The sequence below is a fragment of the Paenibacillus aceti genome (assembly GCF_003614185.1).
Classification (GTDB): domain Bacteria; phylum Bacillota; class Bacilli; order Paenibacillales; family Paenibacillaceae; genus Fontibacillus; species Fontibacillus aceti.
This window is the reverse complement of the sequence record NZ_KZ987724.1, coordinates 3,086,360-3,102,576: the sequence shown is the minus strand read 5'-3', so window position 1 is coordinate 3,102,576 and position 16,217 is coordinate 3,086,360. Positions and strand designations below refer to the sequence as shown.

General features: G+C 41.9%; 17 protein-coding genes and 1 pseudogene. 15 read left to right on the top strand and 3 right to left on the bottom strand.

Features of this window, described 5'->3' with window-relative positions:
- Positions 1–60: 60 nt before the first annotated feature.
- From BFJ94_RS13840 to BFJ94_RS13830, 3 genes are all read right to left on the bottom strand, one after another.
- On the bottom strand, positions 61–753 hold the full coding sequence (locus BFJ94_RS13840) for a helix-turn-helix domain-containing protein (RefSeq protein WP_229716822.1): 693 nt from the start codon (positions 751–753) through the stop codon (positions 61–63).
- A 15-nt stretch (positions 754–768) separates the two neighbouring features.
- Complete coding sequence (locus BFJ94_RS13835; RefSeq protein ID WP_120463188.1) at positions 769–1,452, bottom strand: helix-turn-helix domain-containing protein; 684 nt, start codon at positions 1,450–1,452, stop codon at positions 769–771.
- Between the two features lie 167 nt (positions 1,453–1,619).
- Positions 1,620–1,823, bottom strand: a complete 204-nt coding sequence (locus tag BFJ94_RS13830; protein ID WP_120463187.1) for a helix-turn-helix domain-containing protein — start codon at positions 1,821–1,823, stop codon at positions 1,620–1,622.
- A 207-nt stretch (positions 1,824–2,030) separates the two neighbouring features.
- Between BFJ94_RS13830 and BFJ94_RS13825 the strand changes: the two genes are divergently transcribed.
- From BFJ94_RS13825 to minC, 15 genes and pseudogenes are all read left to right on the top strand, one after another.
- Entirely contained in the window at positions 2,031–2,885 is an 855-nt protein-coding gene (locus BFJ94_RS13825; RefSeq protein ID WP_120463186.1) for an SHOCT domain-containing protein, read from the top strand.
- A complete protein-coding gene (locus BFJ94_RS13820) occupies positions 2,882–3,412 on the top strand; it encodes a hypothetical protein (RefSeq protein ID WP_120463185.1) in 531 nt (176 codons plus the stop codon). The genes BFJ94_RS13825 and BFJ94_RS13820 overlap by 4 nt, the downstream gene beginning before the upstream one ends.
- A 61-nt stretch (positions 3,413–3,473) precedes the next feature.
- On the top strand, positions 3,474–4,862 hold the full coding sequence (locus BFJ94_RS25640) for a stalk domain-containing protein (protein WP_205571025.1): 1,389 nt from the start codon (positions 3,474–3,476) through the stop codon (positions 4,860–4,862).
- Between the two features lie 190 nt (positions 4,863–5,052).
- Positions 5,053–5,658: a hypothetical protein gene (locus BFJ94_RS13810; protein ID WP_120463184.1), complete on the top strand. Its 606-nt coding sequence runs from the start codon at positions 5,053–5,055 to the stop codon at positions 5,656–5,658.
- Positions 5,659–5,788: 130 nt separating this feature from the next.
- Positions 5,789–7,120 (top strand): hypothetical protein, encoded by a 1,332-nt coding sequence (locus BFJ94_RS13805; protein ID WP_120463183.1) that lies wholly within the window; start codon positions 5,789–5,791, stop codon positions 7,118–7,120.
- 1 nt (position 7,121) lies between these two features.
- Complete coding sequence (locus tag BFJ94_RS13800) at positions 7,122–7,835, top strand: hypothetical protein (RefSeq protein WP_120463182.1); 714 nt, start codon at positions 7,122–7,124, stop codon at positions 7,833–7,835.
- Positions 7,836–7,997: 162 nt separating this feature from the next.
- Complete coding sequence (locus tag BFJ94_RS13795) at positions 7,998–9,428, top strand: DNA primase family protein (RefSeq protein ID WP_120463181.1); 1,431 nt, start codon at positions 7,998–8,000, stop codon at positions 9,426–9,428.
- Between the two features lie 344 nt (positions 9,429–9,772).
- Complete coding sequence (locus BFJ94_RS13790) at positions 9,773–10,015, top strand: hypothetical protein (RefSeq protein ID WP_120463180.1); 243 nt, start codon at positions 9,773–9,775, stop codon at positions 10,013–10,015.
- A gap of 39 nt (positions 10,016–10,054) precedes the next feature.
- On the top strand, positions 10,055–11,893 hold the full coding sequence (locus BFJ94_RS13785; RefSeq protein ID WP_120463179.1) for a recombinase family protein: 1,839 nt from the start codon (positions 10,055–10,057) through the stop codon (positions 11,891–11,893).
- Positions 11,848–11,985, top strand: a pseudogene (locus tag BFJ94_RS13780) (Maf family protein); the annotation flags it as partial. The gene BFJ94_RS13785 and the pseudogene BFJ94_RS13780, both read left to right, overlap by 46 nt.
- 129 nt (positions 11,986–12,114) lie before the next feature.
- On the top strand, positions 12,115–12,804 hold the full coding sequence (radC, locus tag BFJ94_RS13775) for a RadC family protein (protein WP_120463178.1): 690 nt from the start codon (positions 12,115–12,117) through the stop codon (positions 12,802–12,804).
- Between the two features lie 39 nt (positions 12,805–12,843).
- The gene (locus BFJ94_RS13770) at positions 12,844–13,878 is read left to right on the top strand and encodes a rod shape-determining protein (protein ID WP_120463177.1); all 1,035 of its coding nucleotides are present in this window, start codon (positions 12,844–12,846) and stop codon (positions 13,876–13,878) included.
- Between the two features lie 194 nt (positions 13,879–14,072).
- Positions 14,073–14,948, top strand: a complete 876-nt coding sequence (gene mreC, locus BFJ94_RS13765; RefSeq protein WP_120463176.1) for a rod shape-determining protein MreC — start codon at positions 14,073–14,075, stop codon at positions 14,946–14,948.
- A complete protein-coding gene (gene mreD, locus BFJ94_RS13760) occupies positions 14,948–15,478 on the top strand; it encodes a rod shape-determining protein MreD (protein ID WP_120463175.1) in 531 nt (176 codons plus the stop codon). The genes mreC and mreD overlap by 1 nt, the downstream gene beginning before the upstream one ends.
- A 76-nt stretch (positions 15,479–15,554) precedes the next feature.
- Positions 15,555–16,214 (top strand): septum site-determining protein MinC, encoded by a 660-nt coding sequence (minC, locus tag BFJ94_RS13755; protein ID WP_120463174.1) that lies wholly within the window; start codon positions 15,555–15,557, stop codon positions 16,212–16,214.
- The last annotated feature ends 3 nt before the right edge of the window (positions 16,215–16,217 follow it).

The following is a 16,217-nucleotide window of genomic DNA, read 5'->3' as shown; positions in this document are numbered from 1 at the left end:
TTTATGATTATTATACACATGCATCCTGTGAAATTCTAAAGCCGCCAGTTATTGGCGGCTTTAAGTTTTAGCTTGTATCAAGTCATTCCCGTTTATGTCGAGCAACTCGTATGCTTTCCCTACCATTTCTTTGTCGTGGTCGAACAAGTGAATCGACTTATCATGAATCCCACTTGTCGCAGTGACAAAATTCATTTGCTGTACCATAAATTCAGAATTGCAGAGTACAACTACCCTATTGCTATATGTAGTAAGCTCTTGCTGAAATAAAACTGCTTTTTCTGCTACTTCTGGAGAGTATACAGCTGGCTTTCCATCGGCAGCCTTCATATCTCGGTGGTCAACAAAAACACTTAGTTCTTCTTTCTTAAAGGCGTTGCATATCCCCAGCAAGGTTTTCGACATATGGTCTACATGTTGACCATTTAGCAATCCAGTTACCTGAAATGACAGAATCCGCTTATCACTGTCAACATGATATTTGAACCTCTCAGAGAGTGGAACGGTAAAGTCATGCGGTTGGTAAGCAGGGGTATCTGAAAGCCTTTCGACTGCAAACATATACGAAATCGACACATTCAATGCTTTAGCAAGTCGTTCGATATTATCCAAGCTGATATTGCGTAATCCTCGTTCTACACCACTTAGATAGCTCCGATCCATTCCTGCTCGGTGAGCCAAGACTTCTTGAGACATACCACTTCTTGCTCGGAGTTCACGTATTCTATTCCCAAACTCAATTCTTACATTCACTAAATCCACCTCAAACTAATGCACTTTAATTAAGTCATTCCCGTTAATGTTGAGCAGCTCGTATGCTTGTCCGACCATATCTTTATCTCGACCGTATAGTGGGACTGTAGGAATGCCGCTTTCTTGGGTAATTCGATTAAGTTGATGAACCTGAAATTCTGAATTACAAAGCACCACGGCTTTACTGCTATACAAAAGCAAGTTCCGTTGAAAAGCTATAGCTCGTTCAGCAACTTCTGGTGAGTAAACTACTGGCTCCCCGTCAGAAGCTTTCATATCACGGTGATCAACAAAAACGTTCAGTTCACCCTTTCCAAAGGAACTACAAATCCTCATAAGGGTCTTAGACATAAAATCAACATTATCTCCTGTAAGTAACCCATAAACTTGAAAGGCGAGAATCTTTCGGTCACCATCGAGTTGATATTTAAACCGCTCTGTAAATGGTATCGTGAAGTCATTAGGTTGATATGCAGGGGTTGATGAGAAGCGTTCACTAGAGAACATGTATTCAACCGATACAGAAAGCGCCGCGGCGATCTTTTCGATATTAACCAGGCTGACATTGCGTTCTCCCCGTTCGACACCACTTAAATATGTACGATCAAGCCCCGCGCGATATGCAAGCGATTCCTGAGACATGCCACTTCTCGCCCTCAATTCACGGACTCTTTGCCCAAATTCATTCCGTATGTCCACAAACAAAAAGACCTCCTTCCCATATTCTTCTTAATAAGTATATCGGGATAGTAGGTCAAAAGTTATAGATATGATGGATAATTTAGTCGAGGTGGTGTTTTCGATGTGACTTAAAGTCAACTGACTAAGGAGTAGGTTCTAAATATCATGGACTAAGGGTTATCTGATTAAACAGGCGGTCGTCTGTCTTTCCACTCATCAATTTTTCGGGGGTCAACCTTCAACACTTCACAGATATGCAATGCAATATTGACAGTTGGAGTTGTCAGACCGTGTTCAATGTTTTGATAATGCTTCAAAGATATATTAACAGCGCGGCTGACGCTCTCTTGGCTAAGATTCTTCTTTTCCCTAGCTTCTTTCAATTTCATAAAGGATACAGCCCCTTGCATTCGTTTCCTTTATGTTAGGGAATACGCGAATTTTTGATAACTAATTATAGTTGGCGAAGTATAGTTCCTATATTATACTTATCAATATATGTCGAAATGCCTACTCTGGTAAGGAATAATGAGGATTTGTCTAGAAGGGGCAGTGGGACAGTGTTAAATAAAGTCTAACCAAAGGAGAAGATGCACTTGTCGAGTTCAGCACCACAATTAATCATCACATTCTTTTTACTCGTGATTATTGTTCCACCGCTAATTGCATTCTTTAAAGTCTCAGCTGAGGGAAAGTTAGGTCGAGGTGCAATTTTATCGGAAGAAGTATTGAAAAAGTTCAGGGAAGTATTCGCAGAACCAACGGAGAGATATATTGCTTCAATTGGTAATGGTTATATCATCAACTTCCTATCAGGGGGTTCGCTTGCCAGTGGATTTTCCGTCATTAGTAACAAGCGGGTTTACTTCAAAGGAAAGTGTTACTACAAAGAAGCTGGTAAGTTGAAAAAGTCTTTTGAAGAGCGGATGGTTGATCTGAAGGATGTGACCGGAACAGGTTACACCAGGGTTAATCCGATATCACTGTTGATTACTTCTTTATCTTCACTAGTTTTATCAATCATTCTTTTCGGTGTTCTAAGTAGCTTGGGAAGTAGTGATCAGGCAACAGTTATGAACATTTTGACATTTGTATTGATCGCTTCAATATTGAGCTTTTCAATCACGCTAACTGCATACATATTGAAACGCAAAAATTTGTTCGAGATCTCCTTCGCAGGGGGTATGATTGCCTTCAACATCAATTTGTATGATAAAGCAGAGATCGACGATTTTCAGAAGCAACTTAGAAGGGCTAAAGACCATGTTGTAGAATCAGCGCCTACTCAGGTTGCAGCGGCAGCCGCGCCACAAACGCCCACTGAAACTAACTCCAAACTTGGAATTGCTGACGAGATAAAGAAATACTCCGAACTACTACAGCAGAAGCTTATCACCCAAGAAGAGTTTGACGAAGCAAAAAAGAATCTCCTGTCCAATGGTAACAAATGAGTACTGTCGTTAAAGGATTAACCTTGAGCAATGGTGAGGAGATCAGAGCGGTATTAGGTAAAGGTAACATCGGGAACAAGGGTCAAAAGCCTGTAGTAGTTCTTACCAATAAGTACATCCACTTTTTCGGTGAACATTATCGGTATGATAATGGCGACACTTCCAGAAAAATATTCGAACCCGAATCGATACCGCTTCAAGATTTCATTGGTGCTGGCTACATACGTAAAAGATCGAGACGTAATCTCTACTACCTTGTAACGGTCGGGGTATTAATCACGATCCTAATGCAGATCTCTAGAGGAATGAAGAAATATGGTGCGCATTTTAGCCAAATTAAGCTTTATAGCTCGATATTGGCAGGAGTCTTTGTTATCGCCTTGGTTCTTTATCTATTTAAGAGGTACAAGCTGTTCGAAGTCGCCTTTGTAGGGAAAAGGATTTGTATTAGCGAACACCACTTTGAAAAATCAGATATCCAGTTATTTATCCAATCGATGTATCAGGCGAAGAGAACAGTTCAATAACTTGGCTTTTAGAGCAATTGCTCATGATAAGCATACAACAATGAAAATGGAGTGATGGAAAATGAAGAAGATATCTATGATGTTGGTCTTGTCTTTGGTTATTTCCCTGTTTACTTCACTAACGGTTATGGCTGAGAGTGGAGCGAAAGTTGAGACGAAGCAAGGAGGTTATGTTTCAATCTCAAACGTAACTGATAAAAAGCAGTTTATTGATGAAGGATCAGGTGTTGGAGATACGGTTTTTGTATCCGACAAGCCAGTAACGCTTACTATTACCGGAAAAGACCCGCATCCGAGTATCAGTTTCCTCCCTGACGCGAAGCTTGGTGGTGAGTCCTTCATTATGGGAGAAGCTTCCGAAGATATCGCTGTAAAAGGCAGTACCGTAAGTCTCAGCAAGAAGGGCTATTATGGGGTGAACGTGCGCTTCGGCAGCGAGTTTTCACCTGATACTGTTGCCGAATTCGTGGTGCAGATTGTAGGCGAAGGAACTGCAAGTAATGATCCTAAGACTAACTCCGAATCCGGTAACAGTGAAGCCGAACAAGGTATGTCGACAGTAAATGTTCTTAATGAAAATTCGGGGTATAAGATTAAATTCCCGAGCAGTTCTTTAAAGCTTCAGAAAGTTAAGGGAAATGACGATGAGATCGGTGGTTTTGAAGTCTCTGCGATCACCTTAAAGACTCCGAAATTTGAGAAGGACTCTAATGTATTCTTGTTCGATCTAGTAACTACAAACCCAAAGGCTCATTCAGTTTATGTGAGTGTCGACAGCTATTTTGGAGGTCAAATGAAATATGTAGACGAGGAATTCAAAGATGGTAAAGTTTCAGTATATATGCCGAGTGTTACATTCGAATCTGTTCTTACAGACGATGTTTTAGTTGCATCTATAGAGGTTTATGACAAAGATCGTAATGTAATCGACTCGTTTAAGAATATTTACTTCATGTATGAAGGATTCAATCGTTACAAAGTGGTTGATGCAGATATAAATCAGTCGAGCAAGCCTGTATCTGCCAAGCCAACCGCTTCCAAGGTTATCGTCAACGGCAAAGAAGTATCCTTTGAAGCCTACAACATCAATAACAACAACTTCTTTAAGCTTCGCGACATCGCATCTGTTGTGAATGGCACCGAGAAACAATTTGAAGTGAAATGGGATGGAGCAAAGAATGCAATTAGTCTTCTTTCCGGTAAAGCGTACACTCCTGCGGGTGGAGAGCTTAAAGTATCCGCTAAGCCAGCAACAAAAGAAGCCAAGCCTACTTCTTCCACCTTATATATTGATGGCAAGGAAGTAAGCTTGGTCGCCTACACAATAGATGGTAACAACTACTTCAAGCTCCGCGACATCGCAAAAGCGTTCAACATTGGCGTAACGTGGGATAGTAAAACAAATACAGTTGGAATCGACACGAAGATTGATTACAAAGATGAAGAGTAATTGACCATTAGGGGTTCCATTTCGGATGGTGTCTGTAACAGGCACCATCTTTTATTTTGCCCTTGTTGTATTAGGGGGCATCGAAGGAAGCGGATTTCAGTAGCATTATTTTCTTTTGTTGAGCCAAAGGAGCCACTCGAGATACAATTAGTGGATAAACATACTATTTTGTCTTAACAGGGGGTAAAAAATGAGCTTACCTTATGATAGAGAATCCGAGTTAAAAGAACGCTTCAACCAGTTCGTAGCCAATAAAATAACCGGCTCCAATGAAGATTACTATTCTCGGATGTCAGTTGAAGACTTCGAAGACATAAAGACTACGTTGAAGGACATCCATAACATCATTACATACAAAACGACCATCCGATTTATTGACTGGGTTAGTGATCGCTTCCCTTATGTGAAGGAGAATTATCAAGTTTACTTGGAACAAGTTCTTAAAAGCAGACCGAATGATAATGGATACGATCTCATCGTTACTGGAGAGGTCAATATTATTGCTGAGATCAAATGTAACAAGCCGATCAATAATGGTTACAAATTTGGTTCAGCTCAAAGAAACGGAATCGTAAAAGATATCAGGGGGCTACTTGAAGGGAAATCAAAAGTAAAATCGATTGATCCCGCGGCAGCGTTCAAATTTTTGGTGATCTATGATTTTGGCGACCATACTTTATCCGCCGCGCAGCACTTAATAAAGAATTTGCAGGCTGATATTAAGGAGAAGGTCGAAATTTATGAAGATAGTAACCTGCTAACGACAGATAAGGTGTATGTCGTATTCATTAAGTAAAGATTGGAAACAGGTCGTAACCACTTATCCGATTGGAAGGTGGTTTTTCTATAATTGAGCCAAAACTATCGATGGGTTAAAATATAGAGAATACTACCAATGATTGCTTCATGTGAAAGGAGAATTGAAAATGGATGTCATAAGATTAAACGAATTATTACCTTTAGACAAGAAAGTAACCACTATTTATACAGGTTCGGAGCTTCTGCTTGCCTATGAACTCGACAAGTATGCCCAAACCTTGCTTAAGAAGAAATTGGTTTTGTCCGATGTAACAATTTCAGAGGAATTGCTCATCGGTGAACACTTCAGTTTCGTGGTAACAAACGGGCTTGATGTGGGGTTCAAACCAATCGGGACATTGAAACCTTACTCCGATAGGAACTTCTTTACAAAATCGGTTGAGGGAGTCTACTTTAAGAAAGATACCGACGATGAAGTAGTGTTTGAACTGCAATCAGATATTATGGCTAATCAAGTCTTGAATGCTTCAAGTAAAAAATCTGCAGGATACATCAGCTTAATTGCTTATATCATGGTAAGAAGTGCTAAGGTCAACAAACCTATTCCGAAATTAATAATTGATCATGGGGCAGTTTATCCTGATGGTTTCGAATATGTGGATCTTTACATCCTTATGCGATTCGGAAATAGTTTGCTCGATGGATTAGTCGAGATAAGGTATCTTGAAGAATCGAGCACAGATAAAATACAACTTGATAAATTCTATAATGAAGCCGCAGATGGTCCATCCGAAATTAAAGAGCATCAATTTGATTGGATAGCTTTCGTTATGCAATTCAGACAGCGGGGATGGATGAACCGATTCTACAATAAAGCAGAAAAGTTTCAATATCTTACAAGCGAATTCGAGATAGGTGATGTCGTACTGCTGTATGAACGTATAGGTGCAACGGAGTCCAATCCGGGTAAACTTTCTGAGTGCTACCCTGCAGTAATTGAAGGGTTTGATGAAGACTCTATCTCATTAACATACTATCCAAGAGTCAAGACGCGATTGACAGAGGAAATTGAAATTGAAGCCATAAATTCAATTCCCGAAGAATTGCGTGTAGCCCAAAAGATACCTACGTATGTAAGGGAAAAAGGGAATCGAACTCTTATAAGTCATCGAGATGATAAAATTATGAGATACGATCAAGAGACTTACTTTTTTGGAAAGACAGTAAAGTTCAATCTAAATGATTTTGGTGTAGAGCGGTATACATACAATGAAAATAATTTTCTTCAACAATTATTTGAAACAGATGGAAGCTATCAGTTCATTCCCACAAATGAAGGAGACAAACTAGCCTTCTTCTCAACAATTGATACGGTCTATCATGTGTTCGAAGATTACAATGTTGAGTATAAAAAAGATAGGTTCCTAGAGAAGTATTATTATTCAAAAAACAGAAAGCCAGGATACTCGATTAGATTATTAGATCCGAAGGAGGGGTAAAATGGGTGCTGGTAAGAAAACAAAATATAATTCAAGATTTCTAGAAATCGGTCATCAGATAATAGCGGATATGCCAAAGAGTCGAAAAGAGAATTTATGTTCATTGTCTCATACTCTACATTTTGTTACTTTACTCGGATTTCAATCATTTAAGTCAAAGCGTAATGTCGCAGATGGTGTGAGGAAATCTGAACCATGTCCTACAAAGGTAGGTATCACCTTGATCTCTGATGTAGATATTGACGATGTTCCTGTCATTGATGTTCGTTTGGATAAGTATACGGGAATAAGTAAAGATCAGATCGGAAAACGTAAAGTAAAAGCAAATGAAAAGTTTGATCTTACCTATTACGAGTTTATGTTCTTGATGTTAAGGGATGAGTACGCTGGTTTTTTTGAAGCTAATGATGATCCTAGAGGTGGCTATGTTTCCTTATATTTGAAAGCATTTGAAAAAGGAGACGCCAAGTTACCCACACCATCGATTCAATTTAAGAGAAATAAGCCCAAGAACAAATCAGGTTATAGAGAAGATGTTGTTCCAATTACTGAACAGATCATCCCAATCGACAAGAAAGTTCAAGGTGAATGGAAGGTAATACCGAAGTACGCAGATAAGTATGGTCCATTACTGGAGCATCTACTGAAAAAGAGAGAAGAAGGCAAGAAGAGGAAAGCACAAAGCATGAGGGAACTGCATTTAACATCCAAATAAAAACCTGACTACAGTGTAGAATACCTTTGGTGGTCTACACTGTTTTTATTCATCCAAAATAAATTAGGGTCATTTTTTTATGCAGGAGTTGAGACGAAAATTGGGAAAGTGCTCAAGAGTCTCGGAGAGTGATATACAAACCCGAGAAAGGTGTGCTTAAAAATGGCAGCATCATATCAAACTCTTGAAGTCATGAAATCCTGTGTCTCACCAATTGTAGAGCAGCTCGATGAGCGTCTCGCGCTTAAAGAACGGGGGATTACTTACGGGAAGAGAGATCTAGAAATGAACGCTAATACATTCGCCACTTACGCATTAAGTCGAATGCATCTCGTTCAACTAGGTAATGCGCAGATTTATGCCTATTGTAGTAAGGGGTATTATATCGAAATGAACGACAGGATGTTAAAGGCGATCTGCCGCGGTATTATTCATGAAGCAAAAGCGGATATCTGGTGTCGGAAATGGGAGGGTGAGTACTTCGAGGCTTTAAGGAGAGAGATACCATTTGTTGAAGAAATGAATCCCGAAAAGGGGCTTATAAACTTAACGAATGGAATGTTAAATCTTTATTCGATGGAATTTATTAATCATGACCCAAGCTACTTATCCACCATTCAAATTCCGATTGAATATGACGGATCAGCATCGTGTCCGAAGTTTGAAGAATTCCTATTCGACATCTTTGAAGGTGATAGGGAGCGTATCATACTTGTTCAGGAAATAATGGGTTACTGCTTTATACCGGACATTAAGATTCAAAAGGCGTTTTTCTTCATAGGTTCGGGGTCAAATGGTAAGAGTGTATTATCAGAAGTCATCCGTCACCTTATCGGAATTGAAAATGTGTCAAATGTCTCGTTGAAAGATCTTGGTGGTCGTTTTGGTATGCAAAACCTGCCGGGAAAGCTGGTGAATGTTTCGACCGAGAATGAATTTGATCGGAAATTCAACACTCAGAACTTCAAAATCTTAACTGGTGGAGATGCGGTAAACGTCGAGCAGAAATTCAAAGCTTCTTTCAACACAAGATTGTTTGCTAAGACGATTGTATTGCTGAACAGTATGATGGATTCAAATGATTTAACAAATGGGTATTTCCGAAGACTTCAAATCATTCCTTTCAACAAAATTTATCGGGAGTTGAGAGCAGGCGAAGCCCCTATTGAGGGGGTAAGCTACATGGACAAATCACTTCTCGATAAGCTGCTGACAGAATTACCAGGCATACTGAATTTTGCAATGAAAGGCTTGGCTCGTTTAATCGATAACAACTTTAATCTGACCGAAAGTAAAGTGTGTGAAAAAGCATTAGAGGATTATAAGGTCAGTCAAAACCCGATCCCCGAGTATTTCAAAGCGCGGGTATTTTGGGCTGAAGGTGAACAGACCTTAAGATCAGACTTTAAGCGAGATTTTTCAAGATGGGCAGATAATAATGGCTTGGACAATGTAAAGTCCATAGGCTCCACAAAGTTTTGGGAGATGTTCAGCAGAGTTCTCATCGAGCAAGGCATTAAAGTTCGCGAGAAGAAAATCAACGGTGATTTTTATGTCGAGGGGCTTGGGATTTACTTTTATTATCCGGAGTGAGTTTTTGAAGTAGCTCGCTTGCGAGCTTAAGGAGGAAAGCTCTATTTTGTAGAATTTCAATTATGAAGCACTTATCTCTCTGACTGTTTCTAGTCAGGAAGTGAGTGCTTTTTCTTATTTTGAGTCCAATTGATCTGCACCTGTCTTGAGTTGAGTTCGTGTTACGGATATTTTTCAAGAGTCCTTAACAAGCAGGCATGGAGTTACCGCTCCAAATATAGTGAAAACGGAGTGTTAAACATGTCTGCGATCATTAGTAAGTTAGTCAAGTCAAGAAAGACCTTCCTCTCCAAGATCTGGTATTCCAACATGTCTGTGTTGTGGGTCGTTGGAGGTGCATTATCTTGATCAAAGTGAAGATGGATAATGCAAATAAGTTGGTGTATGTCTGGATGACTGAGCAGGATAAGGATTCGGCGGAATTTTTGGAACTCAAGGAAGATCTCAAGACCAGAAAATTCAAGTCCTATAAACTGATCACATTCGTTTCTGGGACTGATGATGTCCTTGTTGGTCTTGAAAAATTAGTGCTTCAAAACGCACTCAAAAACAATGTTGAACCAGTTTTCGATACCAAGGTACAATGACCCAAATCCAATGAAAATATAAGAAATGGGGTATCAAATATGACTAATTTTAAGGTTGTAAATTCTGGAGATAAGTGTTTGTTGATTGGTTATACACGCATTAGCCGCGATGAAGATAGGAAGAATTACGCTACAATTATTGCCCAAAAGAAGATAATTTCGAATCATGCAAAAGAGGTGTTTGGGAAAGAAATTTCTGAAAAGAATTTGTACGAAGATGATAATTACAGCGGATATTCTTTCAACAGACCTGATTTTGCTCGGATGTTAAAAGATATTAATTTTGCAATTGAAAATGGGTATAAAGTTGTGCTTTTGGTAAAGGACATATCACGTATCGGACGGCATAATGCTCATACATTGCTGTTTCTCGAAGATATGCAAAGGTTAGGTGTTCGAGTAATTCTGATAAGTGATAACTACGACTCATTCGTTGATGACGACTCGATACTTGGAATAAAAACGTGGTATAATGAGAGGTATGTCAAAGATATAAGCACCAAAATAAAAGATAACAACAAGACCAAAATGATTGATGGCAAGTATTTGTCAGCAGTTCCTTACGGCTACAAGAGAGATCCGCTTAACCGAGAGAAAGTAATTATTGATGAAGAAACTGCTTGGGTGGTTAAGAAGATCTTCGAAATGTATTTACAAGGTGACGGCTACAGAAAAATTTGTATTTATCTGACTGAAAACGAAGTGCCTACTCCATCAATGGTTATCCAAAGAAATAAAGAAGCTGAAGGTAAAGTTTACAAAAAAGATGTTACACATGTTTGGGTTCAGCGAATGGTTCAAAGAATCGTAAGAAATGACTTTTACATTGGAGTACTTCGACAAGGTAAATATAAGCTTGCTGAGATCAATGGGAAAATTCTGAGGGTCGATCCGTCTCAGCACTATGTGTTTACAAATAATCACGAACCTCTGGTAAGTGTGGAGGATTTCGAACTTGCACAGGAGATCGCTGAAAAACGTCTCACCATGCATTATAGAGGTTCGGGACATAAGCATGTAAACCTATTCACTGGCTTTCTTGTTTGTGCCGATTGCGGACGTGGATTTGTTGCTCTTAATAAGGAAGGCAAACACAAGTCCTACATATGCGGGACATACAGAAGAGTAGGTAAAATAGCTTGTACAACACATTACATCTTAGATCGAACATTGCTGCTTGCAATAAAAGCCCACCTTGTTGTCCTCAGAGAAAAACTGAGCAATGCAATTAGTGGTTTCGATGGTAAATTGAAAGATCAGGTGAAAAGAACAGACAATCTAGATAAGTCCCTCCAGAGGCTAAATTCAAGTCTAAAGCAACTTTCTGATGAACTGAAAGTAACAATGAAGCAGAGGATAAATGAAGTTGCTCGACGCCCCGAAGATGAGGAAATTATCTCAGAAGCATATGCAGAAATTGAAGCTGAGAAGCGTTTGCTAATCAAAGATATTCAAAGGCAGATTGATGATTTAACTGAAATTAAAAAGCAATCTTCAAGGTTTCAGGAAGGTTCAGTTACTGCGTTGAGTGTTCTTGATGAACTTATTGGAAAAGAGATGTTTGATCGTAAGGATCTTAGTTTGTTAGTTGATAAAATAATTGTCAACGAAGACGGAGAACCTACAATTTACTTGAAAGCCAATATTGAGAAATTGCTACAGTACGAAGGTGGGGATCATGACCCTGATGGTAACGGTGACGGCTATAAAGCCACCGTTACTTATAAAGCGGGGGCGGTAATCAAAACATTAGTTTCTACTTTGGCGTCAAACTTTTATGGCGGGGAACTCGTCAATGATACTGTCAGCTTAAAAGAACCATCGTGCACTACAAGGCTGGCGCTTACGCCATTCAAGGCTTGGGAGCAACGATCGTAACTGGTATAGAAGGCTGCTATTTCAATGTTGTCGGTCTTCCGCTATCCTTGCTCGTTGATATGCTTCGCAATTTTGGAGTATATGTATTGTAGAAATGTAACAAAAAGAAAATAAATCCGTTTATACTAGGAAGTGATAAAGCATATCCTTCCGAATGAAGCTTGTGACTAAGACTTTAGAAGACTTGGTACTGAACTAATATTCGGAGGAGAGGGTTCAAGATGAATTTGGCACCTTATATGCTGCGTGACATTCCTAGCGAGGAGCGCCCGAGAGAACGGATGATGGAATATGGAGCAGGGGCGCTCAGCCAAGCCGAGCTGTTAGCGATATTGCTGCGGACCGGCACGAAGCATGAGTCGGCTGTCCATATGGCCCAGCGGATTCTCGCTGAGATCGGCGGCATTCGCGGCCTAGTAGATCGTAGTCTAGACGACTTAACGCAAATGAAAGGGGTCGGTACGGCCAAGGCTGTACAGATCAAGGCTGGGATCGAACTTGGACAAAGACTGGCTAAATCACGTTTGCCGGAGACTGCGAGTATTCGTAGTCCGCAAGACGCGGCAGACGTATTGATGGAGCAGCTCAGATACTTACCTAAGGAACACTTTGTATGTCTTTTTTTGAATACGAAAAATCATATCATTGCTCAAGAGACGCTTTCCGTTGGTAGCTTGAACGCATCGATCGTTCATCCTCGCGAAGTGTATCGCGCTGCGATTAAATGCAGTAGTGCATCGATCGTCTGCGCCCATAATCATCCGAGCGGAGATCCGACGCCAAGTCCGGAAGATATCCGCATGACGCGCCGTCTGTGCGAAGCGGGTGAAATTGTGGGAATTGATGTACTGGATCACATCGTGATTGGAGACGGTCAATTCGTGAGTTTGAAGGAGCAGGGTTTGATGTAATATAATTGATTAGATACAGGAAGAAAGGAAGATTACAGCATGTTTGGTGGCTTTTCGAAAGATTTAGGAATTGATTTAGGGACTGCAAATACCCTTGTTTATATCCGTGGCAAAGGAATTATTGTGAGGGAACCTTCGGTGGTTGCCATCCATACTGATAATAAGAACATCGTTGCTGTAGGGGAATCGGCTAAGAAAATGATCGGCAGAACGCCTGGCAATATCCGCGCGATCCGTCCGATGAAGGATGGGGTTATCGCTGATTTTGATACGACGGCGACGATGATCAAATATTTCATCCGTTCGGCGCAGAAGCAGCGTTCGATGTTCCAGCGTCATCCTAATGTCATGGTCTGTGTTCCTTCCGGAATTACTGCGGTAGAGCAGCGTGCTGTTGAGGATGCGACCAAGCAGGCAGGAGCTCGTGAGGCCTATACGATTGAAGAGCCTTTCGCAGCGGCCATCGGTGCCGATCTGCCGGTCTGGGAGCCTACAGGCAGTATGGTCGTCGATATCGGCGGCGGTACGACAGAGGTTGCTGTGATTTCCCTCGGCGGCATCGTAACGAGCAAATCGGTGCGCGTCGCTGGTGATGAGATGGACGAATCGATCATTCAGTATATTAAACGTCAATACAATCTGATGATCGGGGAGAGAACCTCCGAGCAATTGAAGATGGATGTCGGTTCTGCGCTCGCCCTTGAGAAGGTAGAGACGATGGAAATTCGCGGTCGTGACCTCGTTACCGGATTGCCGAAGACGATCACGATTACATCCGATGAAATTACAGAAGCTCTTAACGATACGGTCAGCGCTATCGTAGATGCTGTCAAAGTAACCCTTGAGAAATGCCCTCCTGAGCTTGCGGCCGATATTATGGACCGCGGTATCGTCCTCACCGGCGGGGGTGCGCTCCTGCGCAACCTGGACAAGCTGCTGGCCAGTGAAACCGGGATGCCTGTGATCGTTGCTGATAATCCGCTCGACTGTGTAGCTATCGGTACAGGCCGTGCCCTGGACAATATTCATCTGTTCAAGACGAAGAACAGTTCGACGCTTCGTTCCAGACGCTAATAACGGCGGGATAGATGCGGAAATTAATATTGATTAGCGGCGCCATCCGGCTATGGATGGCCAAGCCGCTTTTCTATTTGTGTAGCTAATTGCCAGAAACGGATACCGTTCGTCAGAGGACGAGGATTCGTTTCTGCTTGTTTCAAAGACAAACTGTGAGGAGCTACAATAGAAGAAATTCGTAAGGTTGGAGGGTGCTTAAACTGTTTAAGCTACTTGGCAACAAAAGATTATTTGTTTTGTTGATCGGACTTATTCTTTTTATCGCGGTGATGGGCTTTACCCTCGGATCGAGAGCAGGCTTGTCCTGGCCGGAGAAATTTGTGAAGGATACGGTTGGCTTCGTGCAAAATTTATTCTATAGACCCACCTCATACATAGCAGGTGTGGTTGAGGACATCTCCAACCTGCGTTCTTTACAGGAAGAGAATGAACAACTGAAGATCGCCTTGGCTCATTATACACGCGACAAAGCGAGATTCAATCGGCTTGAGCAGGAGAATGAGCAACTGAAGAAGGATCTTGATTTTACCAAGGCTCAGAAAGAACAGTATGACTATATATGGAAGATCGCTCAGGTCGTGAGCATCAATGATGACCCGATTAACCGTTCGATCGTCGTGAACATCGGTGAACGGGAAGGGGTTAAGGAAGGAATGGCTGTATCGTCTGCAGAAGGGCTGGTCGGCGTCATTAGCCATGTGAGTAACTTCACCTCTACCGTCAGACTGGCGACCACGATGGATGCCAAGGATCCCAATTCCAACGGGATTGCTGTGACCGCTCAAGGCAAGGAGAATGATGTATTCGGTATGATTGAGTCCTATGATCAGACAACCGGTTATTTCCTCATGTCACGGATTACATCGCCTACTCCGCTTGCCAAGGATGATCTGATCGTCTCTTCGGGCATCGGTGGCGTATTCCCTCGAGGGATGGTGATCGGTAAGGTGAAGGAGATCGAAGTCGGCCAATATGGTCTGACCTACACCGCTACGGTAGAACCGGCAGCAAGCTTTACTGATTGGAAGGAACTGTTCGTGGTGTTTGCTCCGGAGGTTGAAGAATAGTGAGGAAGAGAAAAACGATATTAATCTTGCTGCTGTTCGTCCTGTTCATTGTTGAGGGAACGATTGTCCCCTGGTTAATTCCATATTCATGGCAGACGCGGCTATTTCCTCATCTGGTTTTTGTGGTGATTATGTATTTTTCCATTTTTGAGAACCGACATACCGGGCTAGTTCTCGGTCTGATTTTTGGAGTATTGCATGATGTTGTCTTCTATGGTGCTATCATTGGGCCTTACTCTTTTGCCATGGGATTTACCGGGTATCTGGTGGGACTTCCATCGAGATCCCGTCCGATCCCGCTTCCGATGGTGCTGATCCTCATCATCTTCGGCAGTCTGCTGCTGGACTCTACAATATTCGGCATCTATTCCTTGTTCGAGCTAACTCATCAGGCCTATTCATGGGCGCTCGTCAATCACATCATACCGAATATGTTCGTGCAATTTGTGTTCGCACTGGCAATCTATGTGCCGCTAAGACGGCAGCTTGAGATTCTCACCAAGCGTCGCTCCCCGGAACAGAAGTCCTGACTTCGCATATTTCAAGGAATGCAAGCAGGAACTTGTTCGCATCTACGCGAATTGAATAAGAGGGAGGGACAGGCTTATGACGGTGAAATCCAACCATGTGACAATTAAGGGCATCAAGGATGGCCTGGTTTTCCTGTTTGACGATACTTGCGAATTCGGGGCTCTGCTTGACGAATTGCGTTATAAATTGGAGCATAGCCATCAGAACATCCTGACTGGCCCGATCATTCATGTTGATGTGAAATTCGGGATGAGGATCGTGTCGGACGAAGAGAAGGAAGCGCTGCTTGATATATTGAGACAAAAAGGCAATCTGCTTATTCGCTCCGTGGACACACCAGGCATGATCACGGAAGAGGACACGGCGAAAATTGCCACGATGTGCGGAATGGTTCGTTCCGGGCAGGTGCTGCATCATGAAGGCAACCTGCTCTTCCTGGGGGATGTCAATCCAGGGGGAACGGTTACGTGTACCGGAGATATTTTAATAATGGGAGCGCTTAGGGGAATGGCCCATGCGGGCATAGCTGGCAATGAGGAGGCGGTCATCGCGGCCTCTTATCTGGCACCTACCCAGCTCCGGATCGCAGAGATTATCAGCAGGCCACCGGATGAGTGGGAGAATCGGGAGACAAGCATGGAGTTCGCTTTTTTACGTGACGGGCAAATGCAGATTGATAAGATTACGAATTTGCTCCGGGTGAGGCCGGATTTAAACGTGTTCAAAGGGGTGTAATTG

Coding starts and splice junctions, on each gene's coding strand:
- radC (WP_120463178.1), top strand. CDS start 12,115: ATGAATTTGGCACCTTATATGCTGCGTGACATTCCTAGCGAGGAGCGC.
- BFJ94_RS13785 (WP_120463179.1), top strand. CDS start 10,055: ATGACTAATTTTAAGGTTGTAAATTCTGGAGATAAGTGTTTGTTGATT.
- BFJ94_RS25640 (WP_205571025.1), top strand. CDS start 3,474: ATGAAGAAGATATCTATGATGTTGGTCTTGTCTTTGGTTATTTCCCTG.
- BFJ94_RS13770 (WP_120463177.1), top strand. CDS start 12,844: ATGTTTGGTGGCTTTTCGAAAGATTTAGGAATTGATTTAGGGACTGCA.
- BFJ94_RS13805 (WP_120463183.1), top strand. CDS start 5,789: ATGGATGTCATAAGATTAAACGAATTATTACCTTTAGACAAGAAAGTA.
- BFJ94_RS13820 (WP_120463185.1), top strand. CDS start 2,882: ATGAGTACTGTCGTTAAAGGATTAACCTTGAGCAATGGTGAGGAGATC.
- BFJ94_RS13795 (WP_120463181.1), top strand. CDS start 7,998: ATGGCAGCATCATATCAAACTCTTGAAGTCATGAAATCCTGTGTCTCA.
- BFJ94_RS13810 (WP_120463184.1), top strand. CDS start 5,053: ATGAGCTTACCTTATGATAGAGAATCCGAGTTAAAAGAACGCTTCAAC.
- BFJ94_RS13800 (WP_120463182.1), top strand. CDS start 7,122: ATGGGTGCTGGTAAGAAAACAAAATATAATTCAAGATTTCTAGAAATC.
- BFJ94_RS13830 (WP_120463187.1), bottom strand. CDS start 1,823: ATGAAATTGAAAGAAGCTAGGGAAAAGAAGAATCTTAGCCAAGAGAGC.
- minC (WP_120463174.1), top strand. CDS start 15,555: ATGACGGTGAAATCCAACCATGTGACAATTAAGGGCATCAAGGATGGC.